The organism is Rhodothermus bifroesti (assembly GCF_017908595.1).
GTDB classification, from domain to species: domain Bacteria; phylum Bacteroidota; class Rhodothermia; order Rhodothermales; family Rhodothermaceae; genus Rhodothermus; species Rhodothermus bifroesti.
The window spans coordinates 714,935-741,746 of record NZ_JAGKTL010000001.1 but is presented as its reverse complement, the minus strand read 5'-3'; the positions used below and the strand labels follow the sequence as shown (position 1 = coordinate 741,746).

At 54.8% G+C, this 26,812-nt stretch carries 27 protein-coding genes; 10 read left to right on the top strand and 17 right to left on the bottom strand.

The genetic code is table 11. From position 1 onward, the window contains the following. Positions 1–3: 3 nt before the first annotated feature. Positions 4–921, top strand: coding sequence for a GTPase Era (era, locus tag J8E65_RS03190; protein WP_210373912.1), 918 nt, complete (start codon positions 4–6; stop codon positions 919–921). Here the strand turns inward: era and J8E65_RS03185 are convergent. Then, positions 915–2,114, bottom strand: a complete 1,200-nt coding sequence (locus tag J8E65_RS03185; protein ID WP_210373911.1) for a 4-phosphoerythronate dehydrogenase — start codon at positions 2,112–2,114, stop codon at positions 915–917. The genes era and J8E65_RS03185 overlap by 7 nt on opposite strands. A gap of 23 nt (positions 2,115–2,137) precedes the next feature. Then, positions 2,138–3,646: a TolB family protein gene (locus J8E65_RS03180; RefSeq protein WP_210373910.1), complete on the bottom strand. Its 1,509-nt coding sequence runs from the start codon at positions 3,644–3,646 to the stop codon at positions 2,138–2,140. Between the two features lie 286 nt (positions 3,647–3,932). Here J8E65_RS03180 and J8E65_RS03175 point away from each other — a divergent pair, with 286 nt between their 5' ends. Together J8E65_RS03175 and J8E65_RS03170 are read left to right on the top strand one after the other, a co-directional pair. Continuing rightward, positions 3,933–4,586 (top strand): cell wall hydrolase, encoded by a 654-nt coding sequence (locus J8E65_RS03175; protein ID WP_210373909.1) that lies wholly within the window; start codon positions 3,933–3,935, stop codon positions 4,584–4,586. A 17-nt stretch (positions 4,587–4,603) separates the two neighbouring features. Further along, entirely contained in the window at positions 4,604–5,626 is a 1,023-nt protein-coding gene (locus J8E65_RS03170) for an endonuclease/exonuclease/phosphatase family protein (RefSeq protein WP_210373908.1), read from the top strand. Here J8E65_RS03170 and J8E65_RS03165 read toward each other — a convergent pair. Beyond that, entirely contained in the window at positions 5,621–6,238 is a 618-nt protein-coding gene (locus J8E65_RS03165; RefSeq protein ID WP_237181574.1) for a porin family protein, read from the bottom strand. The genes J8E65_RS03170 and J8E65_RS03165 overlap by 6 nt on opposite strands. Positions 6,239–6,340: 102 nt before the next feature. Between J8E65_RS03165 and bshA the strand changes: the two genes are divergently transcribed. Together bshA and J8E65_RS03155 are read left to right on the top strand one after the other, a co-directional pair. Next, positions 6,341–7,486 (top strand): N-acetyl-alpha-D-glucosaminyl L-malate synthase BshA, encoded by a 1,146-nt coding sequence (bshA, locus tag J8E65_RS03160; protein ID WP_210373907.1) that lies wholly within the window; start codon positions 6,341–6,343, stop codon positions 7,484–7,486. Between the two features lie 6 nt (positions 7,487–7,492). Continuing rightward, entirely contained in the window at positions 7,493–8,566 is a 1,074-nt protein-coding gene (locus J8E65_RS03155) for a hypothetical protein (protein WP_210373906.1), read from the top strand. A gap of 6 nt (positions 8,567–8,572) precedes the next feature. On the opposite strand, the gene J8E65_RS03150 is transcribed toward J8E65_RS03155, so the two are convergent. Continuing rightward, on the bottom strand, positions 8,573–9,220 hold the full coding sequence (locus J8E65_RS03150; RefSeq protein ID WP_210373905.1) for an MBL fold metallo-hydrolase: 648 nt from the start codon (positions 9,218–9,220) through the stop codon (positions 8,573–8,575). 169 nt (positions 9,221–9,389) lie between these two features. On the opposite strand from J8E65_RS03150, the gene J8E65_RS03145 reads away from it, so the two are divergent. The 5 genes from J8E65_RS03145 to J8E65_RS03125 all read left to right on the top strand — a co-directional run bounded on the left by J8E65_RS03145 (position 9,390) and on the right by J8E65_RS03125 (position 16,794). Beyond that, positions 9,390–10,643 (top strand): metallophosphoesterase, encoded by a 1,254-nt coding sequence (locus tag J8E65_RS03145; RefSeq protein ID WP_210373904.1) that lies wholly within the window; start codon positions 9,390–9,392, stop codon positions 10,641–10,643. 23 nt (positions 10,644–10,666) lie between these two features. Beyond that, positions 10,667–12,085 carry an LptF/LptG family permease gene (locus tag J8E65_RS03140; protein WP_237181573.1) on the top strand — a complete coding sequence of 473 codons (1,419 nt, stop codon included), beginning with the start codon at positions 10,667–10,669 and terminating at the stop codon, positions 12,083–12,085. Next, complete coding sequence (gene rsmI / locus J8E65_RS03135) at positions 12,054–12,788, top strand: 16S rRNA (cytidine(1402)-2'-O)-methyltransferase (RefSeq protein ID WP_210373902.1); 735 nt, start codon at positions 12,054–12,056, stop codon at positions 12,786–12,788. The genes J8E65_RS03140 and rsmI overlap by 32 nt, the downstream gene beginning before the upstream one ends. Further along, positions 12,743–13,873, top strand: a complete 1,131-nt coding sequence (gene rtcA, locus J8E65_RS03130) for an RNA 3'-terminal phosphate cyclase (protein WP_237181571.1) — start codon at positions 12,743–12,745, stop codon at positions 13,871–13,873. The genes rsmI and rtcA overlap by 46 nt, the downstream gene beginning before the upstream one ends. Before the next feature lie 65 nt (positions 13,874–13,938). Then, positions 13,939–16,794, top strand: a complete 2,856-nt coding sequence (locus J8E65_RS03125; RefSeq protein WP_210373901.1) for a protein O-mannosyl-transferase family — start codon at positions 13,939–13,941, stop codon at positions 16,792–16,794. A gap of 3 nt (positions 16,795–16,797) precedes the next feature. Here J8E65_RS03125 and ybeY read toward each other — a convergent pair whose 3' ends face one another. The 13 genes from ybeY to J8E65_RS03060 form a co-directional block, all read right to left on the bottom strand. Continuing rightward, positions 16,798–17,232, bottom strand: coding sequence for an rRNA maturation RNase YbeY (gene ybeY, locus J8E65_RS03120; RefSeq protein WP_210373900.1), 435 nt, complete (start codon positions 17,230–17,232; stop codon positions 16,798–16,800). Continuing rightward, positions 17,229–17,699 carry a hypothetical protein gene (locus J8E65_RS03115; protein ID WP_237181569.1) on the bottom strand — a complete coding sequence of 157 codons (471 nt, stop codon included), beginning with the start codon at positions 17,697–17,699 and terminating at the stop codon, positions 17,229–17,231. Before J8E65_RS03115 ends, ybeY begins: the two co-directional genes overlap by 4 nt. Before the next feature lie 77 nt (positions 17,700–17,776). Next, positions 17,777–18,073, bottom strand: coding sequence for a cold-shock protein (locus J8E65_RS03110; RefSeq protein WP_210373899.1), 297 nt, complete (start codon positions 18,071–18,073; stop codon positions 17,777–17,779). Positions 18,074–18,296: 223 nt separating this feature from the next. Continuing rightward, complete coding sequence (gene metF / locus J8E65_RS03105) at positions 18,297–19,253, bottom strand: methylenetetrahydrofolate reductase [NAD(P)H] (RefSeq protein WP_210373898.1); 957 nt, start codon at positions 19,251–19,253, stop codon at positions 18,297–18,299. A 159-nt stretch (positions 19,254–19,412) separates the two neighbouring features. Then, complete coding sequence (locus tag J8E65_RS03100) at positions 19,413–19,700, bottom strand: hypothetical protein (protein ID WP_210373897.1); 288 nt, start codon at positions 19,698–19,700, stop codon at positions 19,413–19,415. A gap of 113 nt (positions 19,701–19,813) precedes the next feature. Next, entirely contained in the window at positions 19,814–20,185 is a 372-nt protein-coding gene (locus J8E65_RS03095; RefSeq protein ID WP_210373896.1) for a cytochrome C oxidase subunit IV family protein, read from the bottom strand. Positions 20,186–20,198: 13 nt separating this feature from the next. Further along, the gene (locus J8E65_RS03090) at positions 20,199–20,879 is read right to left on the bottom strand and encodes a cytochrome c oxidase subunit 3 family protein (RefSeq protein ID WP_210373895.1); all 681 of its coding nucleotides are present in this window, start codon (positions 20,877–20,879) and stop codon (positions 20,199–20,201) included. A 20-nt stretch (positions 20,880–20,899) separates the two neighbouring features. Continuing rightward, the gene (gene ctaD, locus J8E65_RS03085) at positions 20,900–22,609 is read right to left on the bottom strand and encodes a cytochrome c oxidase subunit I (RefSeq protein ID WP_237181567.1); all 1,710 of its coding nucleotides are present in this window, start codon (positions 22,607–22,609) and stop codon (positions 20,900–20,902) included. Between the two features lie 17 nt (positions 22,610–22,626). Further along, on the bottom strand, positions 22,627–23,568 hold the full coding sequence (gene coxB / locus J8E65_RS03080) for a cytochrome c oxidase subunit II (RefSeq protein WP_237181566.1): 942 nt from the start codon (positions 23,566–23,568) through the stop codon (positions 22,627–22,629). A gap of 21 nt (positions 23,569–23,589) precedes the next feature. Further along, positions 23,590–24,381 carry an SCO family protein gene (locus tag J8E65_RS03075; RefSeq protein ID WP_210373893.1) on the bottom strand — a complete coding sequence of 264 codons (792 nt, stop codon included), beginning with the start codon at positions 24,379–24,381 and terminating at the stop codon, positions 23,590–23,592. Between the two features lie 60 nt (positions 24,382–24,441). Continuing rightward, positions 24,442–24,837, bottom strand: a complete 396-nt coding sequence (locus J8E65_RS03070; RefSeq protein ID WP_210373892.1) for a hypothetical protein — start codon at positions 24,835–24,837, stop codon at positions 24,442–24,444. Positions 24,838–24,920: 83 nt separating this feature from the next. Further along, entirely contained in the window at positions 24,921–26,174 is a 1,254-nt protein-coding gene (locus J8E65_RS03065) for a hypothetical protein (RefSeq protein WP_210373891.1), read from the bottom strand. Positions 26,175–26,185: 11 nt separating this feature from the next. Next, positions 26,186–26,809 (bottom strand): c-type cytochrome, encoded by a 624-nt coding sequence (locus J8E65_RS03060; RefSeq protein ID WP_237181564.1) that lies wholly within the window; start codon positions 26,807–26,809, stop codon positions 26,186–26,188. Positions 26,810–26,812: the final 3 nt, after the last annotated feature.

Genomic DNA, 26,812 nt, shown 5'->3' with positions numbered 1-26,812 from the left:
TAAATGACCAGTCCCTCTCCTTTACTCATCGATCCCTCCCAACTGCCTCCCGAGCACCGGAGCGGCTATGTGGCCATTGTGGGCAAGCCCAACGTGGGCAAAAGCACGCTCATGAACGCGCTCTTAGGCCATAAGCTCTCTATCGTCACCCCTAAGCCGCAAACAACCCGTCATCGCGTACTGGGCATCCTCTCAGGCGACACGTATCAGATCGTCTTCCTCGACACGCCCGGTGTGCTCAAAAAAACGCGCTATAAGCTGCATGAGCACATGATGCGTACGGTAAGCCAAGCCATAGCCGACGCCGATCTGGTGGTTTTTATGGCCGATGCTACGCAGGAAGCGCCAGATACGTTTAGCCTCGGCTATTTAGGCGAGCGACCAGCCATTTTAGCCCTCAACAAAATGGACCTCGTCCGCACAGAGCAAGCGCTACCGCTGGTGCAAACGTACACCCAGCTGCATCCCTTTGCAGCAGTGGTGCCCATCTCGGCTTTGACAGGGTATAACCTAGACGTGCTGCTGCAGGAAATCATTCAGCACTTGCCAGCCGGCCCTCCTTTTTATCCGAAAGATCAGCTCAGCGAACATCCAGAACGGTTCTTTGTAGCCGAAATCATCCGAGAAAAAATTTTCGAGCAATTCCGCGAGGAAATTCCCTATGCAACCCAGGTAAACATTGTGGACTACAAAGAGCGGCCAGAAGGGAAAGACTTCATCGACGCCGAAATCATCGTGGAGCGCCCCACGCAAAAGGCTATCCTCATTGGCAAAGGGGGACAAGCGCTCAAACGTCTAGGCATGGCAGCACGTCAGGACATTGAAGCTTTTCTGGGCCGCCCGGTCTATTTACAGCTGCACGTCAAAGTACGAGAAGACTGGCGCAATCGAGATGCGCTGCTGCGTGCTTATGGCTACTGAGCGTCGATGAGCTGAACGCCCAAACCCTGGGCCACTGCCTCACGGAGTGCTTCAGGAACGCGGGCGCGCTCGATACGGTATCGGGAAAAACTGCGACGGCGTGGATAATTGCGCCGTAGCAGGAGAAAACGTTCAGCCCGCTGCGTAGTAGAAGCCTGATGCATTAGGGTGCGAAAGCGGGCATCGTCGGCAGCAATATCATACATTTGCCGCACCAGGTTAGCTAACCATTCGGTTTCTGAAAGGCCTGGATCAGGCGGAATAAGCTCCCAGCACGTTTGGGCATCTTCTTGTAGAAAAGCCCAGCTGTTTAACTCAAGCTGAAGCTCAAGCTGATGCGCCAAGGCCTCCGCCAGCATAAGGGTACCTTGGAGCTTCCCTTCAAAAGAGTGACCGGCAATGTGTGGGGTAGCCAGATCAACATAGGCGATCAGCTCTGGATCAGGCGCAGGCTCGTTTTCCCAGACATCTAAAACCACAGCAGCTGGCCGGCCTTGACGACGGGCTGTTAGCAGGGCCTGGCTATCCACCACCGCTCCACGTGCGGTGTTAAGCAACCAAGCCGCAGCACGCATATGCGCCAAAGCAGCGGCGTCGATCAGGTGATAGGTCGGATAGGGCCCTGTTTGCGTTAAGGGCACATGCAGCGTGATCACGTCGGCTTCTTGCAACAACCGTTCCAGCGAGACAAAATCCGCAAACCCGCGTTGCTCTGCCAGCGGAGGATCGCAGCAAAGCACTTCGAGCCCAAATGCCGGCAACCGACGAGCTAGCCGACCGCCAATATGCCCACAACCGACAATGCCTGCCACCCGTCCACGCAGCGAAATCCCCCGGCGCACCGCCAACTCAAAAAGTGCCGCCAGCACGTATTCTACGACCGAGTCAGCATTAGACCCTGGGGCATAGGCAAAAGCAATACCTCGCTGACGTAAATACTCGAGATCGACATGGTCAATACCTCCCGTAGCAGACCCGACAAACTGCACGCGGCTGCCGTCCAGCAGCGCAGCATCCACCCGTGTTACACTGCGCACAAGCAGCACATCGCAGTTCCGCACAGCTTCCGGCGTAATCTGACTGGCTGGCAGTGGCCGCACAACCCCAAAGCCCTTAAAGACTTCAGCCACAAATGGAATATTTTCATCGGCCAAAATGCGCAGCGGACGGGGAATGCCCGGAAGCAAGTGCATAAGCGTTGTCCTGTTGGTCCGACTTAAGGTTTGTATACGTCTGTGTTGCTCACAAAAGCCGCATGGCGGCTGTCGGGCGCCCAGCTGTTTACATTAAGGGTACCCTGACCTCCATAGAGATAGGCTACCACACGCGGCTTGCCCCCTTCGGCAGGCATCATGCGCAAGTAAACCGGACGGTAAAAAGGATGATCGCTGGGATCTACATCAGGTAAATAGGACAAAAACAGCACCCAGCGACCGTCGGGTGAAAGATGCGGAAACCAGTTGTTAAAAGCATCCTCGGTGAGTTGCTCCAACCCACTTCCATCAGGCCGCATGCGCCAGATCTGCATGGTACCGCTCCGCACTGAGTTAAAGTAAATGTATTGCCCGTCAGGCGAATACTCCGGTCCATCATCAAGCCCTGGTGCATCGGTCAACCGCTCTTCTGGACCCCCTTCTACAGGAATGCGGTAGATGTCGTAATCACCTTGGCGCAGAGCAGTGTAAACCAGATAGCGGCCATCGGGCGACCAGCCGTGCAAGTATGAAGGGCCGGTAGGCGTAACCTGCCGGGGCACTCCGCCTTCAGTAGGCACCACATAAATGATCGACTGGCCGCCATGCTCTGCAGCATGATGGCTGAGGCCTAGCCAGCGTCCGTCAAACGAAAGCACATGATCATTGTTGTTCTGATTCGCAAATCCCGTGGGAATGACCGTAGCGGCTTGCGTGGCCAGCTCAAAGCGATAAAGCAACCCGTCTTGGTTGTAAATCAACGCCTGGCCGTCAGGCGTCCAATTAGGGGCTTGTAGAGAGCCTGAACTGACGTGCAGAATTTTGCGCCGGCCAGTTTGGACATCAAGCACTTCAAGCAAACTACCCAGATAGTCTCTGTAGGGGACCCACCCTTCCGGAGCAGGCACAACAATGCGCACGTTGTCAAATACGGCTCGCTCAAGCACCGTATCGTTATGCGCACAAATAAACAACCCCACGTAGACCGTATCGCCCAACGCAAGGCCGGTAAGCGTTTGCGAGATCAACGGCTCACCAAAACGGGCTACCGCAGCAATGTAGGTGTCTCCGCGACGCTCAAGCTGCAACACGTCCGGCCCCGAAAGCGCAAACCGCATTTCCTCGGTGGGACCACCCGCTACACGGCGAAACTGCAGTGCGGCTAACCCGTCACCATGAACCACAACGTCGACATAAGGCGCATCCGGCTCCAGACTGGCCCGCACCATCCATCCCATCTTGCGATGCGGATCTACACCTGGACCTAAAAACTGCCCCCGCGCATGCAATGCAAACGCTCCTTGCAAACGACGCCAAACAAAGTGAAACGCATCCTGACGCCCCCAAACGTTCGCCCCACTACCTTCCAAGAAATACACCTGAGCTTCTGGGTCATAGTGGACCGATCCGGCCTGCTGCACCTCGCCCACATCGCCATGCCCCACAAATATTCCCAAAGGCCCAATTTGGGCAATCGCAAGCCCTGAGGTGGTTAACCCCAAAGCACATAAAAGCAATCCACTTTTGATCATAGACTCTGCTTGCAGAAAACCTACACGTTACTGCTTATAGCTTACGGTGCTTTTGATCAGAAAACAAGCCATCCGAAATGGCAGCCGCTATGGCTTTTGGGGAAAAGCATATGACTTGTTCGCCTAAGCTTCACCAGATGTGCATAACTTGTTCATAAAAAGCGAAACTGCATTAAAAACAGGCTGTTGAACTGCCCGTCGAGTGACCGGGTCGCAGGCGGTCTTTATCATAAACGATCTGGCTGCCCACGACCCGGTGTGTTTTATAAACCAACCCGGCATGCCTATGCAACGCAGACGAACGGCAGTTTTGCTGCTGACGCTGCTCATGTTCACCGGGATCTTGGCATTTAAAGCCGATCGATGGTTAGGCGTCTCTGATGAACCTATAGCCTTTGAAGCCTCTTTTGCGCCATCTCCCACTTTAGATTCGCTGGATCAGGTCCGTGCCCACCTCATCCGTCTAGGGGTGCATCGTCTTCCACCGCTACCTCCGGAGGCTATCGATACCGAAACGCTCTGGCTGGCTCGGGCTATTTATTCAGAGACCAAGCGCCCTGAGGAGATGGAGCTGATCGCTTGGGTGGTGCGCAATCGTGTAGAAACTCGCTATCGGGGGAAGGCCACCTACCGAGAAGTTATTCTGGATCCTTACCAGTTCAGCGCATTTCTACCCTACAATCCTCGCCGGTTTTACTACATGCGTCTTACGCCACACAGCAAGGCTCCAGGTTGGCAGCAGGCACTCAGCATCGCCTATTACGTGCGGTTTGCGGATCCCCAATACCGGCCGTTTTCGATCCGCACACGCCATTTTTATAGTGAACAGTCCATGACCGATCAGCTATTTCCCATCTGGGCTGAGGGCGTTCATCCTGTGCGTCCAGCACGCTACCGAATTGACGAGCGGCGCTTTCGCTTTTACGAAGACATCTCATGAGGAGCTTATCCAGGCCTATGCGAACGCGTCTGCTTAAGAGCCTGCTCCTTTGCCTGTTTTTGCTTCCAGCATGCCGGCAAACCGGACCAGAGCCGGACCGCCTGGAATACCCAACTACCGGATTTTTTGTACCGGAGTCGCCCCCGCAGTTCCGGGCTGAAGGCATCCGCATTGCTACCTTCAACACGTTCTTCCTCTTTGACGGCTACGGCGACGAAGGGCAGGCAACCTTTCCCCATAAAGGCAATCCAGAAGCTGCACGCCAGCACCGCGCGCGCATTGCCCAGGTACTACGCATGCTGCAGGCAGACGTTGTCGTACTCCAGGAAGTGGAACACGAGGCAGTGCTGCGCCGCATGGTCAAGGAAGACCTGGCTGATTTGGGCTACGAGGTCTATTTTGTACAAGGAAACGACACGTTTACCGGGCAGGATGTAGCCGTGCTGTCACGCCTGCCAGTGGAAAAAATTGGCCGTACCGAAGAACGCGTACCGGTTGAAGGCAGTAGCGAAACCTATGGCGTGAGCAAAAACATCTGGGTCCGCATGTATCTTGGCGACCTGCCCGTGACACTTATCGGCGTGCATTTTTTGGCAGGACCTAACGACCCCAGCCGCCGGCCCAGGCGAGAAGCTCAGGCTGAAGTGATCCGCCGCCTGGTAGTCCGTGAACTAGAAGCAGGACGTGCCGTAGCTGTACTAGGCGACTTGAATGACTTTGACGAAACCGTGCCCGATTTAAACGGCAATCGGCCAATTAGCCGTGTTCTGGCGATCATCAAAGCCGCTGGTCCAGGACCCACCGACGACCTGTACAATGTGCTTGCTGCCGTACCCCAAACTGACCGCTATACGGCATTCGACGACCGCGACGAAGATGGACAAGTAGCATGGCCAGAGCTTTCGGCCATCGACCACATTCTGCTTTCTCCTCAGCTTAAAGCACGACTGCAAGAGGTACACTACGTGCAGGCCCATGACCCCCGCACTGTCTCCGACCACTTTCCTGTGATCGTGACCCTAGCCCCCCGTGGATTATAGCCCAATCCCTAACCGCAGCATGACCACATTCAAGTGCTGACGCGCATCGGGCTCGATGGTCACATCACCTACAGCAAAACCTTTTGTAAAGCGCGAAACGCCAAACGTGTATTGCAATTCCGGATACAGACGTAAACCTAACAGATTAACCTCAACGCCTACCCCCAGACTACCAGCCAAACTGAGCCGCTCTAAATTATCCTTAATTTCTGGGTCTGCTCCTGTAGGAAAGCGCAGCACAGGACCAGCCATCACATAAGGCGTAAGCAAAGGAAAGGTTAGGCGATAGCGAAGGTCAACTGGAATTTCCAGCAGCGACACGTTGAAGTTGTCCCAAATACCCGGCACCTCATCCGAAGCGCCTTGATAGAGCGCACCTGCATCCATATAGCGAAGTCCGGGACGAACAGCTACAGGCCCTAAGGGAATATCGAGCCAAAGCGCAATATGCCAACCCTGGCTGTTTTCGAACGTGGCCCGCGTATCGCCGGTATGAATATCACTTAGGCGATTAAAGTTGAGCCCCACCGAGGCGCCAAGCTGAGCCTGAGCAGAACCCACAAAGCAAAGCAGCACGCCGAGGTATCCAAGTTGCAGCAGTAATCGAGGCATAACGCTCCTTTCGTTTGGTGACACTTACCGCGTGCAACCTCGGCCCAGCTTTCGGGTTCATGCAATGACGGGTTTTTTCCCGAATGTTAATCCGCTACCTCCATGAAAATCGGTATCACGTGCTACCCGGTCTATGGCGGCAGCGGCGTGGTAGCAACCGAACTGGGCAAAGCGCTAGCCGCACGCGGACACCAGATCCATTTTATCGCATATTCCATGCCATTTCGCCTGAGCCACATTACTGAGCGCATTTATTTCCATGAAGTGCACGTCAACACTTATCCCTTGTTTGAATATCCGCCCTACGACCTTGCCCTAACGAGCACTATGGTGGACGTGGTAAAGTACGAAAAACTGGACTTGCTGCACGTCCACTATGCCATTCCGCATGCTACCAGTGCCGTACTAGCCCGCCAGATTTTGGAAAAGCAAGGGCTTTACGTGCCGGTGATTACTACGCTGCACGGGACCGACATCACCATTGTGGGACAAGACCCGTCGTTTAGCCCGGTGGTCACCTACTCGATTAACGAATCCGACGGGGTAACGGCTGTCTCGGAGTACCTACGTCGCGAAACGCTGGCACATTTTGAAATTACGAACCCCATTGCCGTCATTCCTAACTTTGTCGACACCCGGCGTTTCCGTCGCCAGAATAAATCCCACTTCAAGCAGGCGCTGTGTCCCCATGGGGAAAAGGTCATTGTACACGTATCCAACTTTCGACCGGTCAAACGCGCGCCCGATGTAGTCCGGGTGTTTCACCGGCTGCGTACCGCAGGCTTGGCCGTAAAGCTACTGCTTGTTGGCGACGGCCCCGACCGCGTCCCTGCCGAGCATCTAGCCCGTGAGCTGGGCGTCTATGAAGACGTGCGCTTTTTGGGCAAGCAAGAACCGGTCGAAGAAATCCTCTCCATTGCCGATCTTTTCCTCATGCCCAGTGGCTCGGAAACTTTTGGCTTAGCAGCCCTTGAGGCCATGGCTTGCGGTGTGCCCGTTGTAGCCAGCAATATCGGCGGCCTTCCCGAACTGATTGTAGAGGGCGAAACAGGCTACTTGTGTCCGTTGGGAGATGTAGAGGCCTTTACCGATCGCGCTTGGCGCATCCTGACCGATGAAGCGCTGCAGCAACACATGAGCGAAGCCGCGCGTCGCCGCGCCGAAGAATTCGATACCAGCCGCATCGTTCCACGCTACGAGGCCTATTACGAACAGGTGCTTGCCCAAGCCGCACCACGCATGCTTTAAGCGGTTATGCCCCACCTGATCAGCCGCAAAAAGCCCGCCTATCCGATCAGCGATATTTTGCGCGCGTACCTCGAACGCTACGGCCGCATCTACGATGGCGGCATCCGTTACGACGACCTGCTGCGCTACGACAACGCAATCACGCTATACGACGAGCGCGGCAACGACACACTTTGGGCTACGGTCTTCTATCCGCAATTAGAGCAGCGCGAAATCCACGACCGTCTACGCCTAACCTATGCCCTGCTCAAAGCCGAAGGAGACCTGTCGATTGCAGATCACCTCTATATCGACCGCATTGATTTATGCCTCTACGGCAATACTTCACCCTTTCGCGTACGCATTGTCAACGCCCTGAACGATAACTTCGACTACTTCTACGTCAAACGCGTCGACGCCAACCGCATCTACGGCCTGGAGCTAGAGCATATTCTCTCCCCTAACCGCATCAATTACTTCGTCTGGGGCGACACGATCATCGAAGAGCACATCATCGGCATCCCAGGCGACCATTTCCTCAAGGACTACATGCCCGACAACCGCTTTGACCGCGTGCGCCTGGCTAAGGAGTTCGTCAAATTTAACGAACGCTGCTTTGTGCGCCTCTTAGGCGACATGCATGCGGGGAACTTTGTGATCGATGCTACACCCGACCTCGAAAAATGGCACTACCGCATGCGGCCTATCGACTTTGATCAGCAAAGCCATCATTGGCGCAAAGAAGTCTACCTGCCCGAATGTTATCCCCAAAATCAACCCTTTGTAGCCCTGGTGGCAGAATACCTGCCAGACGAAACGGTCCTGCAGTATCAAAAAGAAGAGCGGGCGCTGATTGCCAACCGTATGCGGGTTTCACACGGCCGCTTTCAGGCATTAATGGAAGTGATGCAAGAGGATCTCATCGCGCCCGAAACGCACGTGCGCCAGCTTGGCGCGCAACTGGCAGCGCACTACGGCGACATGCGCTTTGAGCGCTGTCTCACCATGGGAGAACTGGTGGCCTGCTCCACGCAAGTCGTATATGAACGCAGCCGCCCAGCCGCTATCGCCTTTTACCTGCGCGCGGCAACAGGGCTTTAAGGCTGCTTACAACGGAAAAGCACCGGTTAGAAATGGATTGTGCCGACGCTCCCGGCCAATTGTGGTATCCGGCCCATGCCCCGGATACACCCGGGTGGTATCCTCTAAAGGCAACAGCTTCTGGAAAATCGACTGCATAAGCTCTGGCAGGCTCCCCCCTGGCAAATCGGTGCGGCCAATGGAGTCCAAAAACAATACATCACCTACAATCACTAGACCATGCGCTGCATCGTAAAAGCTCAGCGATCCCGGCGAGTGCCCCGGCGTATGCAACACCTGCCAGGTGGTATGACCAAACGAAATCGAATCGCCTTCGTCCAAGTAATACGCGGGCAGGGGTGGCGGCTCTATCGGCACACCAAAAAAGCGGCCCTGGGCTTCCGCTTCCTCTAAAAAAGGAACATCTGCCCGATGCATCCCAAAACCCATCCCCGCATACGTGCTAAAAAAGCGGCAGCCAAAAATGTGGTCGATATGCCCGTGGGTCAGTAAAAGATGCCGTAAGCGCAGCCCGTTACGCTCTAGATAATCGACCACAGCCTGGCACTCAGCAGGCGTATGGCATGAAGGATCGACGAGCACGGCCTCACCCGCATCGTGACATACGTAGCAGTTCGTCTGAAAAGGATTGAACGTAAAGCGCTGAACGGTCATCGTTTATGCTTTGGGTTGGCACTTTCCCCAAAAAAACTTAGCACATCCTTGGGATTTCAAAAAGGCGGCAGTTTTTTTTCACTGGAATCTTCCAGGGGGCGCCTCTGGAACATCTTTGCACGGATTCCGTGCTGCTTACCCAAGCCTAAATACTTAGCCGAAGCAAGCGATGGGGCGGTTTGTATTGTTTTCAGTGGCTTTGGCTCTGCTAACGCTGACGATTGATGGCTACGTATACCTGAACTGGCGTCGCTTTGCTCAAGTGCGGCCTGCCTTGCGATGGACGCTTACAGTCTATCGCATTTTGCTCGTTCTTATGCCGCTGGCCTTACCGGTCTACTTTCTGCTGTTTCGCTGGTGGGAAGTAGAGCCCAAGTTGGCCCGGGCGCTGTTTTTTGGATTCTGGGCAGTGTATTATGTGCCGAAGGTGCCCATTGCCTTAGCACTGGCCGTTAAGGACGGTATCCGCGTATTCCGCTACGTATTTCAACGGCTTCGACCCCAAGCCGCTTCGACAGCCCTTTCAACGCAACCGTCACATAGCATGAGCCGCGCGGCATTTCTGCAGAAGTTAGGGTGGGCCGCCGCAGCACTTCCTTTTGTGGCTGTAGCTCACGGCGTGCTCCGCACACTCTACGACTTTGTGCTCTACCGCGTCACGCTACCCATCCCCAATCTGCCCCCAGCCCTCGACGGGCTAACCATTGGCCAACTTTCAGACCTGCACGCAGGTTCACTATTCAGCCCCCAACCGGTCTTGGAAGCCATCACGCTTTTGTTGGCACAAAAACCTGACCTGATCGTCCTGACTGGCGACTACGTCAACCACGATGCTGACGAGTTACCGATCATCATTCCTGCCCTTCAGCAGTTGCGGGCTGAGCTGGGCGTATGGGGCTGCTTGGGCAACCACGAACACTATGCACACACGCCCGATGTGGTAGGCCGGCTGCATGCCCAAACACCGCTTCGACTGCTAATTAATGCCCATCATACTTTTTACATCGACGGGGCCCGCTTGCATCTCATTGGCACTGATAACACCGGCTTTCGCCAGCGTTTTGCCGACCTACCCAAAGCCTTGCACGGACTCGATACCGACCCCAACGGCGACGAATTTCGGCTCCTGTTGGCCCACGATCCGACGTTTTGGGACCTAGAGGTGCGGCCTCGCTACCCTGACATTGACCTTATGCTTTGCGGCCACACGCACGGCGGCCAAATTGGCATCGAGCTGGGACCACTACGCTGGGGCCTGGCCAGCTTGGTTTATCCGCGCTGGGCAGGCTTGTACACTGAACCTGCTGTTGCGCCTCGAGGACGCCAGCACCTTTACGTCAACCGCGGCCTAGGTACCGTCGGGCCTCCACTGCGCTTGGGCATTCGACCTGAAATCACCCTGATCACCTTGCGCCGCGCATGATCGGCCTAAAACGCCTCCATTGTATGACGCTCAGCATGCTACCTGGCCCGTTTCTAGGCTGGTTGAGCATGCTGATGTTTCTTTTGCTCATGCAATTCCTGATCCGATACCTGCCCGAACTGGTGGGCAAGGGGTTACCCTTAAACATCCTGGTCGAGCTGGTTGCCTACAATTTGGCTTACATGGTGGTGCTGGCCGTACCCATGGCCACCCTGGTAACCACACTCATGACCTTTGGTCGGCTGGCGGAGTCTAATGCCTATGCGGTGATTAAAAGTGCTGGCATTTCTTTCTGGCAGCTGGCCTGGCCTGTGGCGGTGGTGGGCTTGCTGCTGACCGGCGGCATGATGTACTTCAACAACTTCATTTTGCCAGAAGCCAACTACCGCGCCCGCAACCTGTGGATCGATATCCAGCGCAAAAAGCCAGGTTTTCAGCTTCAGGCTGGGGTTTTTTACGATGGTATCGATGGCTATAGTATCCTTGTAGAACGCAGGCTTCCGGGAACCGATTCGCTTTATGGCATCACAATCTACGATTACCGCTACAGTGGCGAGCAGCGCGTTCTGAAGGCACAACGCGGCGCATTGCGTCCAATCGCTGGCGGTCGTTTTATCGACTTGGTTCTAGAAGCAGGCGAGTTTCATCGCCTGCGACGCCTGGAAGGGCGCGAGCACTATGAACGGTTAGCCTTTGGACAGTACCGCATGCGCCTGGATTTGTCGGACTTCATTTTTACCCGCAGCCAGGAAGAAGGCTACCGCACCGACCGTACGACGCCTACCCCAGAGATGATCGCCTTGGTCGATTCGCTGATGCAAGACGTGCAGCGCAGCCAAGAGCGCATCCGACAGCTTCTCTTGCACTACGATTCGGTTTCAGTGCAGACCGCTGCGAGCAGCTTTACGCTACCGACACTTATCGACAGCCTGCAACCACCTCGACGTTTGGCCCTACAAGGCCTTTCGGCAGCACAGCAAGCCCAGGTCTACAGTTTGGCCTTACAAGAAGTGCAACGGCGTCAGACCGAGATTGAAGATTTGCAGCGCATGATCACTTGGACCCAGCAGCGCGCCGACCGCTACCGCGTAGAAATCCACAAAAAGTTTTCTATTGCTGTAGCCTGCTTGATTTTTGTGTTTGTGGGCATTCCCTTAGGCCTAAGCGTTCGGCGGGGCGGGTTAGGCCTGGCTGCCGGTTTAGCCTTGGGGATTTTTTTGTTCTACTGGGTTACACTAGTACAAGGCGAAAAACTAGCCGATCGCGGGTTTCTGGCACCCTGGATCGGGATGTGGCTGCCAAACATCGTTATGGGCTTAGTGGGCATAGGCCTGGTAACTTACGTAGCGTTGGACCTGCACGCTACACGACCCATAGCATGGCTTTGTGAAACCCTTAGGCAGCTTTCCTATGCTATATCTCGTTCCCACGCCCATCGGTAATTTGGAAGACATCACGCTCCGTGCCCTGCGCGTGCTACGCGAAGTTGACCTTATCGCTTGCGAGGACACGCGCGTTTCGGCACGGCTTCTCAAGCATTATGGCATCACCACACCGACAACAAGCTATCATGCCCACAATGAGGCCCGCAAAGCGCTTGAGCTAATCGGCCGCCTAAAAGCAGGCTCGCGCATAGCCCTCATCACCGATGCCGGAACGCCAGGAATCAGCGATCCAGGCTTTTTTTTGGTTCGGGCTTGTATCCAGCAAGGCCTACCCGTGGTGGCGCTGCCTGGCCCTACCGCTTTTGTTCCTGCCTTAGCTGCCAGTGGTCTACCAACCGATCGGTTCGTCTTTGAAGGTTTTCTGCCCTCAAAGAAAGGACGTCAAAAGCGTCTGATGGCCCTAGCTGAGGAGCCGCGAACGCTGGTGTTCTACGAAGCGCCACACCGCCTGGTTAAGACCCTTGACGATCTGGCCCAGGCGTTCGGCGACAGCCGCGCGGCTGTCGTTGCACGCGAATTGACCAAAACGTTTGAAGAGCTGGCCCGAGGCACGCTCCGCACCCTGCACACCTACTATGCAGCGCAACCCCGCATTCGCGGAGAGCTTGTGCTTGTCGTAGCCGGAACCGACTACAAAAGTGACCCCCACTGGCCATGCGACCGCGTGCAGGTAACCGCTGCGTTTCCACCAACCCCATGAGCCACTTAGCTCCAATCGCGCTAGACGGCAGCCAGCATTCTGGAAGTGGCACCCTAGTGCGCCAAGCAATCGCACTAGCCGCTATACTAGGTCGACCACTGCAGCTTTACAATATCCGCGTGCGTCGCCAACCCCCAGGGCTGCGGCCGCAACACCTTAAAGCCGTAGAAGCTGTTGCTGAACTGGTCGACGCCGACGTGCAGGGCGCACGGGTGGACAGCAGCCAACTTTGGTTCGTACCACGCCGCCCCCCTCGCGGCGGTACGTATCATTGGGATATCGGGACTGCTGGCTCAGCCACGCTGCTGATTGGGACGGTTCTGCCGGTGCTAGCTTTTGCCGATGCACCTACACAGGCACGTGTTTGCGGTGGATTGTTTCAAGACTTTGCCCCAACCTTTTTTCATCTACGCCATGCCCTCTTGCCCCTACTGGCCCGCATGGGCATAGAAGCCCACTTGGAAATGATGCGTCCGGGCTATGTTCCCCGTGGCGGAGGCGAGGTGCTACTGCATGTAACGCCCTTACGCAAACCGCTCCAACCGCTGCAGCTAACTGCACAGGGCCGACCAGTACGTGTGTTTGGATACGCACTGGCATCTCATCTAAAAGCCCGCCGCGTTGCACAACGTATGGCCGAACGTTGTCGCCAACACCTCAGGGCAGCTGGTCTACCCGAACCTGAACTTGAAATCCTCGAAGATACCAGCGCTTACCAACCTGGCGCTGCTTTAGCTGTTTTTATTGAAACCAATACCGGAGCGCGCCTGGGCGCCGACCGTGCTGGCGCTCCCGGCCGTCCTTCCGAGGCTATCGCCGACGACGTGGCTTATCAGCTGCTTGAAGACCTGCAGCGAGGCGCTACGGTCGATCGCTTCCTGGCCGATCAGCTTTTGCCCTATGTTGCCTTGGCCCAAGGAAACTCTGCGTACTACATACCGGCGGTTACCGACCACGTAGCTTCCAGCCAGTGGCTTGTGGCCTATCTTACCGGCGCGGTTGTGCACCTTGAGGATCATCGTCTTGGCGTCGATGGCATCGGCCAAGCTCCCTATCCTATACGCAAGCCAGCAAAACTGACCTAGAGAGGGCACCCCCCTGCCCGCAACGCGTTAGAGAGGCGTTTGCTAAAAGATCAAACCGCATACCCATGAATCGTTCGCTGCTCGAGCGCCTGGTCGCCACAGCTGTTTTTTTGTATGCGCTCATACTTTATGGGCTGACCATTGCGCCTACGGTACCTTTCTGGGACGGAGGAGAGTTCATCGCGAGCGTCTTTGGACTGCAAGTCATGCATCCACCGGGAGCGCCGTTTTACGTGCTGATTGCCCGCCTGTTTTCGATGCTCGCTCCTTCGCGCGAGCTGGTCGCGCTGGCGGTCAACTGGGTTTCGGCGCTCTCCAGTGCAGTTACTGTGCTTTTAACCTATCTGATCATTGTACGCCTTATCCGCCTCTGGCAACCAGCCGCTGATCAGCGAACCTGGATGGACGATCTAACGGCTTTGACTGGCGGCGTCGTCGGTGCCTGCACGTTTGCTGTAACCGACTCGTTCTGGTTTAATGCGGTCGAAGCCGAAGTTTATGCCATGTCGATGCTCTTTACCGCTCTGGTGGTATGGCTAGGCTTGCGGTGGAGCGAACAGGCCTCGCGTGAAATCGCTACCCTGCGCCGCGGCGGCACGCTTTCGGCCCTCTCGGCCAATCGCTATCTGGTGCTGATTGCCTACCTATTTGGCCTGGCTATCGGCGTACACCTGCTGAGTCTATTGGCTATTTTCTTTGTAGGCCTATTGATCTTTTTTACCGAATTTGATCGTCCAGCGTGGAGCCCTGCACAACGTGCGCTCCGCATCCTAGGAGCCTTAATACTTACCGCACTCGCTTTTCTCATTATCTACCCTATCATTATTCAGGAGCTACCTGACTGGGCTGGTCAAAGTGGCGATCCGCTGGTATTTGGCCTGTTTGTACTGATCCTGGTCGTCTTTGGCGTATACTATACGCAGCACAAGCAAAAGCCTGCAGCCAATCTGATCATGCTTTGCCTAGCTATGGTGCTGCTAGGCTATTCCAGCTATGCGTATATCCTTATTCGGAGCAGCGTCGATCCCCCGATTGATTTGAATGACCCAGAAACGCCACAAGCTTTTGTCTCTTACCTAAAGCGTGAGCAGTATGGAGAAACCCCGCTCTTGCGTGGCGCTACCTATAATGACCGTACCGGCCAGATCGACCCTTCACGCGAAGTACTTTTCCCACGTCGATGGTCCCCCGACCCTAGCCACCTGCGCGTGTATGCCCAGTATACATCTGACCTTGACTTTTTCTTCCGCTACCAACTCGGGCACATGTATGTCCGGTATTTTCTATGGAACTTTGTCGGAAAAGCCAGCGACGTGCAAGACGCTCCTGCAATTACGGGCTTTCTACCCGGAGAGAAAGACCTTTACTTTTTCCAGACGCCTAGCGAACGTGCTGCACGAAACGTCTACTATGCCCTCCCCCTAATCCTAGGCCTGCTTGGTGCCGCAGTTCATTTTAAGCGCGACTGGCGCCGCGCCTTCAGTGTACTGATCCTGTTTTTGGTCACCGGCGTGGGCATTATCCTCTACCTCAACCAGACGCCTCTACAACCCCGAGAGCGCGATTACTCCTATGTAGCCAGCTTCTTCGCTTTTAGCCTCTGGGTAGGCATTGGCGCCGCTGGTTTACTGGAATTGGCCCGCGAAAAACTGAACTACCGAACCCCTGCGTTGCAGCGCCTGCTGCTTGGTGCTACAGCCGCTATCATCTTTGCGGCTGTACCACTGCACATGCTGCTGGAGAACTACGACGATCATGACCGCTCGGGAAACTACGTAGCTCGCGACTACGCCTGGAACCTGCTTATGAGCTTGGATGAGCAGGCTATCGTTTTCACCAACGGGGATAACGACACCTACCCCCTTTGGTACTTGCAAGAGGTCGAAGGGGTGCGCCAGGACGTGCGCGTGGCCAACCTCTCGCTGCTGAACACAGGATGGTACATCAAACAGCTCAAGCACCAATGGGCTCGTCAGTCGCAGCCCCTGCCGATCTCGCTGAACGACGCGCAAATTGACCGTCTCACCGTGATTGCTTGGGAACCGCGGGAAATTGAATTGCCTGTTCGGCTAAATCCAGCCACGGACTATGCCCAGCTAGGCATTGCCCCTGAAGACAGCGCACGTGTCATGCGGCCCATGCGCTGGCGCCTGGAAGGTCGCCCCTACACACGCGACCTGCGCCTGCTTTACGCGGCCGACGTGGCTGTGCTCGATATGCTACGCACCAATGCAGAGCAGGATTGGAAGCGTCCGATCTACTTTGCCGTCACAACCAGCCCCGACGGCCAGCTTAACCTGCAAAACTTCTTTCAGCTCGAAGGACAAGCCTACCGGGTGGTCCCCGTCCGCCATGGCGTTACCCTGGGCCGCGTCGTACCTTCAATCACGCTGGAGCGACTGCGCCAATTCCGGTTTACTAACCTAGACAATCCCAAAGTTTATTTTGACGAAAACACGCGGCGCATGGTGGACAACTACCGGAGCATCTTTGCCCACATCGCCATCCAGCTTGCCGAGCAAGGGCGGGCGCAAGAAGGACGTGCGGTATTGGACACGATCATGACCCGCATACCGTTAGAGACCATCCCAGCTGACCTGCGCTCCTATTATTTTCTTGCCCAGGCCTATCAGCAAGTGGGCGCACCCGACAGGGCAGTGGCCCTCTGGAAGCGAGCCGAACCGCTTGTACTCTTTACGCTGCGTACAGCCCGCTCTCAGCGCGAGGCGGAAATGGCAGCGCAGTTTGTGCAAATTATTCGAATGACCTACTTAATGGCCGGCGATTACCAGGCTGCAGCCGACTTTAGTAACCGGCTGGCTGATGCCATCGGCGACGACAGCTTCCGCAAAACGCCTGAGGAGTTGCGTCAGGAAATGCAACAACTGATGGGCTTGCCCGACACCAGCGACCGGCCTTAAAGCTTAACTTATCTGGCAGAGGGCCAAGTAATGATCTTCAAGTGCATGCATATGCGCCTTGGCTTCGGGTGAGCTGTCGTCGTAGCCAAGCAGGTGCAACACGCCGTGCACTACGTAGCGACAAGCCTCTTGTAAAAAAGAGGCCCCAAATTCGGCGTGGCGTTCGGCAGCGGTGTCGAGATCTACGTAAATCTCGCCTTCGATGACCCCTGGCGTCTCGCTCAGCGGAAAGGAAAGCACGTCAGTATCGTAATCATGGGCGAGATAGGTCTGGTTTAGCGTCCGCACGGTAGCGTGATCAGCAAGTACTACACTAAGATAGCCCAGCTGCGCTCCTTCAGCGCGAAGTATTGTATGGATAAGCTGGCGCAAACGCGTACGAGGAAGGCGTAAGTCTGGATGTGCCTGGACAATTTCCAGCGTACCCCTTTTTTTCATAGAGACGATTCGTCCCGATCATTAAAAAGCGTTTCAGCCAGCGATAGAGCGACACTGCTCATTACCATCTCTGGCGGAAGCTGCATAAAGTCGGCCGACAGCAGGCGTTCATGCACATTGGCATAGAGCGAACATCCGGCTTCGCGCTCCACAACCAGTCCACTCACTACTCCTTGTTGCCGCCCAAAGAAGATCACTTCTCCCAGCGTTTCACTGGCTAAGAAACCCGTACACCCTTGCAGTTGCAAAAAGGAACTGGGCGTATAGACCGACACCAGCGCTGGCGACATCACTTCGGCAAGTGCGGGGGGAAGCGCAAGCGCGCGTTGAATTTCTAAGGTTAAGCGGCGGCCGCTATGGGCATCAAACAGCTTGAAACGTACCAGCATCCCTTCTATCTCTGGCGACACACCCAACGCCTCAGCAATGCGGTGGATGTCTTTGTCAGAAAAAACAAAAGACATCATTTGTCTCCCTTACTTGCAGCCTAAAGCTGCTGCAAGATAGCCGTACAGCGGCCGAAAAACAATGCCCAGGCAAGGGTTCAAGAACGGCCCACCGGCTGAGGCCTGATACCGCCCCGATGATTTGTTGCCGAACCCGAAGCCTCACGCCGCGCCGCTGCTTCGTCCAGCGGAACAACATTGCGGGCATGCAGGCCTTTGGGTCCTTCATGCAGTTCAAACTCTACCCATTGACCAGTGCGCAGCGTCTTAAAACGTCGCTCACTGATGATCTGCGAAAAGTGCACGAAAATGTCGGCCCCGCCGTCCGGGTGCACAATAAAACCATAGCCCTTTTTGGCATCAAACCACTTAACAACGCCACGACGTGCTGCCATGGGAGGCCTCCTTACAAGCTGCAAAGTACGTTTTTCTTTGCGGCCTCCCCGCCAAAGAACCGGGGACTACAGGCGCAAACGCTTATCTTCTAAAAAGATAGTTTGCAAGTTTTTCCTTGTCAATCTTAAAGGATTCTACATCGAAGCCCTTTGATGCGCAAGATGGTCCCCGATTTTGCGCAAAAAACGCAGGGGGTAGCATCCTTTTGGCGTTAGCCGACTTTTAGGCCATCTTACGCAGCGCCTCGACCACACGGCGTACGTAGTCGGCCCGCAACATAATGTAGAAATGCAAGCAAGGTACCCCAGCCTCTAGCAACTCCTCGGCTTGCCGAAGCGCCCAGGCAATCCCAATTTCCGGGACATGCTCGGGCTTAGCCGCCTCCACTTCGGCTGCCAGTGCTTCAGGAATCTCGATATGAAACCGACTGGGCAGCAGCTGCAAATGCTGCTTGCTGGTTAGGATTTTGAGCCCTGGGATAATGGGCACCGTAATCCCTACTTCACGACAACGCTCGACAAAGCGAAAATAGTGCCGGTTGTCAAAAAACATTTGCGTGGTTACATAATGCGCACCGGCTTCAATTTTACGCTTGAGATTCAAGATATCCCAGGTCAGGTTTGGCGCCTCATAATGTTTTTCCGGATACCCAGCTACGCCAATGCAAAAATCGGTAGCTACGGCATCCTCGAGTGGTTCCAGATAAATGCCGCGGTTCATGTTCGCGATCTGCTGCACAAGATCCACAGCATAAAGGTTGACCGTCCGGTCCGGAGGGATAGGCTTGCGATAACCAGGACTGTCGCCTCGCAAGGCCATGACGTTTTGGATACCCAGGTAATGCAGCTCAATCAAAGCGTCTTCGGTCTCCTCGCGCGTAAACCCGTGGCAGAGGAGATGCGGCACGGTTTCTACCCCAAATCGGCTTTTAATCGCTGCACAAATGCTGAGCGTACCCGGACGTTTACGCTTAATGCGCGGGCGCAACGTGCCATCTGGAAGCGGCTCATATTCTACTTCAGCCGCATGGCTGGTCACGTCAATAAAGGGGGGGTCAAAAGGCATCAGCTCTGCTACGACCGCCATCACTTCTTCTAAAGATCCACCCCGTCGTGGGGGGATGATTTCATACGAGATCAGCGGACCTGCTGCTTGCTCTAAAATCTCGATGACCTTCATGGGCTTAGAGCGGATACAACGTCTCCGGTAAACGGACCCTCTTACCGCTAATGCTTTCAGCAGGTTCAATCGGCCAGCAAGCCTCTTCCCGTTGCTTGCTGCCTATTCACCTTATCGGCAGTACGTGAACTGTTGCAACCCTGTCGAATAGAAGGTCTATTAATTACGGCGCTCCCACAAATCGGTATACCACCCTGCTGGAAGCCCCTCGGAGTGACCTGCCTCAAAAGCATAGCCGTCTGCTTCATCCTGCCCCATTTGCAAACGTACGGCTGCTGTCGGGACAGGTATACGGTAGCGGGGACGCATGCGCCAACCTCGCAATGAAAATTTCCGGTCGAAAGGCATCGGGCGTTCCGGAAATAGAATCCGCCCCGCTGTCACAACAGCCCATACCAGCATAAAAAACAAAATGGGCACAAAGGTACAGGCCAAAAGCAGGTACATGTCGCTTTTTTCGGGCTCCTTTGCTTTTTAAGCACGCTAGGGTTTATGCAAAAGATCCCATACAAAACGCCTGTCTTTGCAAACAGGCGTTCTTAGCACACTTAAGCCGCGCTTTAGTGGGCTGAAGGGGGAGCCATCTGCTCTAGTTGTGGGCCACGAATAGGCTGGCGATCTAGATTGCCAATATCGCCGCGATAGAGCATGTCTAAGAGCGTAAAAGCCAAAAACACCCCGACCATGAGCAGTCCGATGATAAACGAAAGGGCATTGATCGGTCGATCGTACTTTAATCCCATAAAAAAGAGCACCACCAGCGTTGCCTTAATGACAGCAATACCCACAGCCAGCGGAACATGCAAAAAGTTGAGCGCCCCAAGGTCTGCCTGACCTGTCAGCGCAGTGATAATGGTCAACACGACCAAGGTGACAAAAACCTTGAGCAAAAGCGGTCGAGGAATAATGTGATGGTGCGTAGCGTGCGCCATAACTCCGTTTGCCTCAGTGAATCAGATATAGTAAAGGAAACAGGAAAATCCAGATGATATCGACCAAGTGCCAGTAAAGCGCCGAGATTTCCACAGGGGTATAGTAGGCACTGCTAAACGCGCCGCGCCGCGCTTTCAGCGCTACCCAGGTCAGCACCCCCATCCCCACAAGCACGTGCAATCCGTGAATACCGGTCATCACAAAGTAAATACTAAAAAACTGCCCTACGTAAGGAATTTGCAGCCCTTCGTAGGCATAGTTTCCGCCTGGGAAGATATGGTGATGGAATTTTTCGGTGTATTCAAAGTATTTCACCACCATAAACACGCCGGCCAGGGCAATCGTCAGCCAAAGATTCTGAAGTAGACGTTTTTGATTCCCCAGCTGGGCATAGTGCACGGCCAACGCTACCGTGTACGACGAAGCCAGCAGCACCAGGGTGTTCAACCCGCCCAGGCGCCAATCCAGCAATTTACTGGCGGCTTGAAACACTTCCGGGTGCCAGACGCGATAGACCGCATAGGCAACAAACATCCCGCTAAAAAGCAGGATTTCTGTTGCCAAAAAGATCCACATGCCGAGCTTAGCCGCATCGAACTGCTGCTCAGCCGACACAAAATGGTGTTGCAGATAAGGCGGATGGTGGGCCTCCGCCCCATGGACGCTGGTTACGGCTTCCGAAGCTCCTGCCATGTCCTTAGAATCGTTTACTTTCAAGTTGTGGAATGAGATTGTTGTGCCTGTCCAGAGGGCTGCACCACGACGCCGTTCCCCTCGCCTCGTCCATTGCCAAAGATTTCTTCAGCCAGGTGATAGTCGTAAGGCCCGCGCGTAACTACTGGAATCCGATCAAAGTTGTGCGGCGAAGGGATCCGGCCGGTATGCGTCCACTCTAATGTGCCCGCACCCCACGGATTGGCTGGAGCTTTTTGCCCCTTGAAGAGGGAATGCAATAGATACCCAGCCACCAGCAGTAACCCCACCCCCAGAATCCACGACCCTACCGTCGAAATCTGGTGCAGCGTGGTAAACTCAGGCACATAGTCAAAGTAGCGGCGCGGCATACCCTGCGTACCCAGGATAAACTGCGGGAAAAACGTCACGTTGAAGCCTACAAAGATCAGTAGCGCTGCAAGTTGTGCCAGTTTCTCATTGTAGAGCCGGCCAAACATCTTCGGCCACCAGTAGTGCAGCCCACCCAGGAACGAGAGAAACATGCCGCCTACCATCACATAGTGGAAATGGGCTACCACAAAGTAGGTGTCGTGAAGCGGCACATCGAGCCCTAACGTTCCTAGGGCGATGCCAGTAAATCCACCGATCGGAAAGACAAACAAGAACATGAGGGCATACAGCAGCGGCGAACGCAACCAGATCGAACCGCGATAAAGTGACGCCACCCAGTTAAGCACCTTCACTCCGGTCGGGACGCCGATCAGAAACGTCAAAAGCGAGAAAACCGTCGAGGCGGTAGCCGACTGGCCAGAAACAAACATGTGATGGCCCCAGACCAGAAAGCCCAAAAAAGCAATCGCCACCGACGAGAGGGCCACAAACTTATAGCCAAAGATTCCCTTACGCGAGAACGTGCCAATCAGCTCCGAAATAATCCCAAAACCCGGCAAAATCATGATGTACACCGCCGGGTGTGAGTAAAACCAGAAAAAGTGCTGGAACAGCACGGGGTCGCCACCGAGAGCCGGATCAAAAATGCCGATCTTTAAAATGCGCTCCAACGCCAGTAGCAATAGCGTAATGCCCAGCACCGGTGTAGCTAAAATCTGCACAATGCTTGTGGCATAAAGGCCCCACACAAACAGAGGCAACCGACTCCAAGTCATACCGGGGGCCCGCATTTTATGAATGGTAACAATAAAGTTTAGGCCAGTCAGGATAGACGAAAAGCCCAAAATGAATACGCCGAGCACCACCCAGGTCACGCCAGAGCCTGTCATGGTAGAGTAGGGCGTATAGAACGTCCACCCCGTATCCAGGCCGCTGGTCACAATCCCTACCAGCATCGTGATGGCCCCCAGCCAGAAAATGTACCAGCTGGCCAGGTTTAAGCGCGGAAAGGCTACGTCTCGGGCCCCGATCATGATCGGCAAGGCAAAGTTGCCTAAAACCGCGGGCGCCGCTGGAATGAGAAACAAAAAGATCATGATCGCGCCATGCAATGTAAAGACGTGGTTGTAGGTCTCGGCGCTCATGATCGTCTGGCCCGGCTCAAACAACTCCAAGCGAACCAGCAAAGCCAGAATGCCCCCTACCACAAAAAACAGTGCAATCGAGATCAAATAGAGCAGGCCAATGCGCTTGTGATCCAGCGTCAGCAGCCAAGACTTCAGCCCTCGGGCATGGTTGAGGTAGTTTACCTCAGCCTGGGACTGGGCGACAGTCGCAGCATGCATTTGTGTAGCCATGAGACCCTCCTCAGCAATTACTGCTGCTGCTTAATGAATTCAATCAACGCAGCCACCTCGCGCTCACTCAACGAAGCATAACTGGCCGGCATCACATTAGGATAGCCCCGTACAATTTTAGCACCGGGTTGCAGAATGGACTCCCGTAGGTAATTCTCGTCGGCAACCACACGTGATCCATCTTCCAACTCAACTTCGTGACCATAAAGCCCCTTAAAAGTAGGCCCAACGCCACGTGATCCGTCAAGCGAATGGCAGCTAAAGCAAGCTTTTTCGCGATACAACCGAGCACCCAGTTCTGGCAAGGGCATGTCTTCAGGAACGCCTGCCTCCTGGAGCCATTGCTCAAATTCCTGTTCCGGATGCACTACCACCTTGGCCACCATACCGGAGTGCTGCGTACCGCAGTACTCGGTGCAGAAGATGGTGTATTGCCCTGGTTGCGTCGCTTCAAACCAAAGCGTTGAGTAGCGGTCTGGGAGCACGTCTTGCTTTACGCGAAAAGCCGGCACATACAGGCTGTGAATCACGTCCGCGCTGCTCATGCGCAGCCGTACGGGTCGATTGGCCGGAACATGCAGCTCGTTGGTTGTCTTGACCCCGTTCGGATACTCAAACTCCCAGTACCACTGGTAAGCATGAACAAGCACTTCGTAAGCGTTTGGTGGGGCGGTATACATCTTGATGTAGACCCGAAAACCCCACGTAAATACAATGAGAACTAAAATCGTGGGAAGCACAATCCAGGCCAGCTCAATGAGCTTTTTTTCTTTAACGGGCTGGGGCACTTCTTCTATGCTACGGCGCCGATAGCGCACCACAAAAAACAAGGTGGCGCCAATGACGCCTAAAAAAAGCACAACACTCACCCATGCCCAAAAATGAAACAGCGCGTCAACCTCTGACGCAACAGAAGAGGCTGCCTCTGGCAGCCAAGCTGTACCCTGCAACCAGATCATTGCTTGCATGCGTAGTTTGAATCATGCGGGAGCGTGCATGGCCTGCTGCTGCCGACGCCGCTCGCGGCGCCAGAAAAACAGCAGCATCACTCCTAACCCAAGCACGGTCAATCCTCCGCCCAACCGCATGAGGTTATAGGCATTGGCTACGTAGGAGTTTTGGTTGGGATCGTATTGAAAACAATACAAAATTACCTGGTCGAGCACGTTACCTACTTTGCCCTCTGAAGCCTCAACCAGCGCCTTGCGTACATCAGCCGCATTGTGCTCCAGGCCGTAGAGATAGCGTGCGACCATACCGTTGCCACTCAGAAAAATCAGCGCTGCCGGATGCGCAAATTGCTGCTGCGCAGGCACCCAGCGGAAGTGAAAGCCTACCGCACGGGTTAATGCTTGAATACTCAGGGAATCCCCCGTGAGAAAGTGCCATCCTGCAGCAGCCTCAGGCCTTCCCAGCTCTTGCAGGTAGCGGGCTTTCTGCCTTCGGGCCAGTTCTGGCGTTTCTATAGCATTAAAACTAATGGTGAGCACTTGAAACTGCTCCCCTGGCGCCCAGGTCATTTGGCGAAGCGTACGTGTTAGCCCGTCTAGCATCAGGTTGCAAAGCATCGGGCAATCGTGGTAGACCAGCGTGAGCAGCACCGGACGCCGGCCATCGAAAAACGCTTTAAGGCTTACAGGTTGCCCGCTTTCATCATAAAAGGTCAAGTTCAAAGGTATCTGCGCGCCCAACTGTTCCGTTATGCCCACGCCTTCAAATACGGCCAACTGCTGGCCGCTGCGCTGGGCATAGGCAGAGACCGCTATAAACATCCCTATCCCAATCCCCCAACACCCTATGTGTCGGCGTATACCCTGCATGATTTCCAAGCCCTAGGGCCTTGCTACCTCCGAAGGCTGCGGCCATACCACCTGCTGGGCGTTCCCATAGCGCGCAACGATGTCGTCCATTGCTTTTTCAATGGGAATACGATAGACTCCCGCCGCTTCATCTACCACACCATAGCCTTGCAGCAAGGCTGCTCCATGCGCTCGGGTCTCTTCTAACAACGGATAGCGTGCCTGAGCCGCAGCTGCTTCAGCGTCTTTTTGCATCTGCCATCGGGCAACAAAAACCAAAGCAATAACGATCACGGCAAGCAGCACGGCAGTTCCCAGCACCATGCGGAAAAGCGAAGGTGCCTGAACGTTTGTCTCGTCTGGTTGCACCTCCAGCGCTGCTGTTTCAATAGCCGGTGCTATTGCAGATTCTGTGTAGTGGTCGGCCATGGGTCCTGTGTTTTACACACTACAAACGCCCAATAAAAGCCAGGGTTGTCTTATTTTGCAAAGCCCCTGTGAAAATGCTGCGGCTAATGCAAAGCCAGCGATCGTGCTAGGTAGGGGTCATTTTGCGGTACTAGACTGTGCCGGCTTAGCCGGTAAAAGAGCAGCCCCACCATTAGGCCGAATAACCCCAGCCAGCAGGTTACATCCAACCAATGGAAACGCATCTGCTCAGCATGCAGTACCGGCATAGCTACCCAGAACAAATCGACCCAGTGAATCAAGGCAAACCAAACACCCATAATGCCCAGCAAAAGTGCGGTCCGCTTAGCAACCCAGGGTAACAATATCACAAAAGGCAATACAAAATGACCCCATACCAGCACTTGGCTGAGCACTTCCCAACCGTGCTCTAGCCGATGCCGGAACCAGATCGTCTCTTCTGGCAGGTTGCCATACCAGATAAGCATATACTGGCTAAAGGCAATGTAGGCCCAAAACGCCGTAAAGCCGAACATCAACTTGCCCAGGTCTTGAAAATGCGGCACGCGCACGATGCCACGCAGCGTCCCTGTACGCGTCAGCACTACATAACAGGTCGTAATGAACCCCAGCGCCACAAAGAAAGCACCGGAAAAGAAATACACGCCAAAGATTGTCGAATACCAGTGGGGGTCAAGCGACATCAAAAAGTCATAGCTTGCAAACGCAACCGTCACGCCATAGAGTGGCATACCCCAGGCACTGACTTTCCGTTGCTGAGCCGGGATGGCGGGATCTGGGTCAACGTCCTGCCGCACCGAAAGCGTGTAGAGCTTATAGGCTAGAAGCGTCCAAATGAAAAAGTAGAAAGCGATGCGGGCCAAAAAGAACGGCACGTTTAGATAGAGCTGTTTACCGGCTAAAATAGGATCATAGTCAGGATGGGCTGGGTCGTAGACCTCGGGGTGCGTCCAGTGATACAGGTCATGTAACCCAAAAAGCAGCGGGACAAACAGCACCGCTAGCACTGGGAAGCTCCACAGCAAGGCTTCAGGCAGCCGTCGTACGGCTACCACCCACTGCGCCCGCGTCAGGTGCTGAATCATAACAAAAAACAAGGCCCCTAAGGCAAGCGTCAAACAGAACGTCCAGCCCACGAGATATGAAAAGTAAAACTGCTCCGCCTCAAGTGCCCAGCCAACCCCACTGATGCATAAAAACGCTACGCCAATGGCTAAAGGAACCGCCCAAGGGCGCACGTCTTCAGTCAACCGGTAGTGCGGTTCTGCCTTATCCCGCGTTGGCCGAAGCGGATCAATCAACCAAACAGGAAACGAGGAAAACTTCAAGGCTGCCATAACGATTTTGCTTAGCGGCTGCTTGTGGATTGCTGGAGTTCTTGGAGGACTTCAACAGGTAGGTCAGCAGCCGTAGCCTGCTGGCTACGCTGGAGCGCGCGCACATAGGCCACAATAGCCCAACGATCTGCTACCGGAATTTGATGCGCATAGGCGGGCATGTTGCGCACCCCGTTGGTGATCACTTCAAAAATATAGCCGTCCTCTACAGTGCGCAGCCGATCTTCATGAAACGAAGGCGCCGGCGTGTAGCCGTAGTTCCCCCGCATGATGATACCTTGGCCATCGCCTGCAGCCCCATGACAAACCGCGCAGTAGATGTTGTATCGTTCCCTGCCTCGCATAACCAGCTCTGCAGTTACGGCTACTGGAACACGCGCAACATAAGCCCCTTCGGCCGTCCTACCGAAATAAAACGGCGTGTCTTCTTTGAGCAACCCTCGGGCCACCGTGCCCGGAACGGGCGGACGCATAGCCCTCCGGTCTGCAAAAAACGGATTTAGCTCCTGGGCTTCAAATTTCTCCTGAAAGTCCATGTTTAAGTTTGGATGCACAGGGGGTTTACTTGAGATCATCCCCCGGCAGCCATTCAAAAGCAACAGTAGAAACAATCCCGTCCAACTTGTGCGCAACATGAT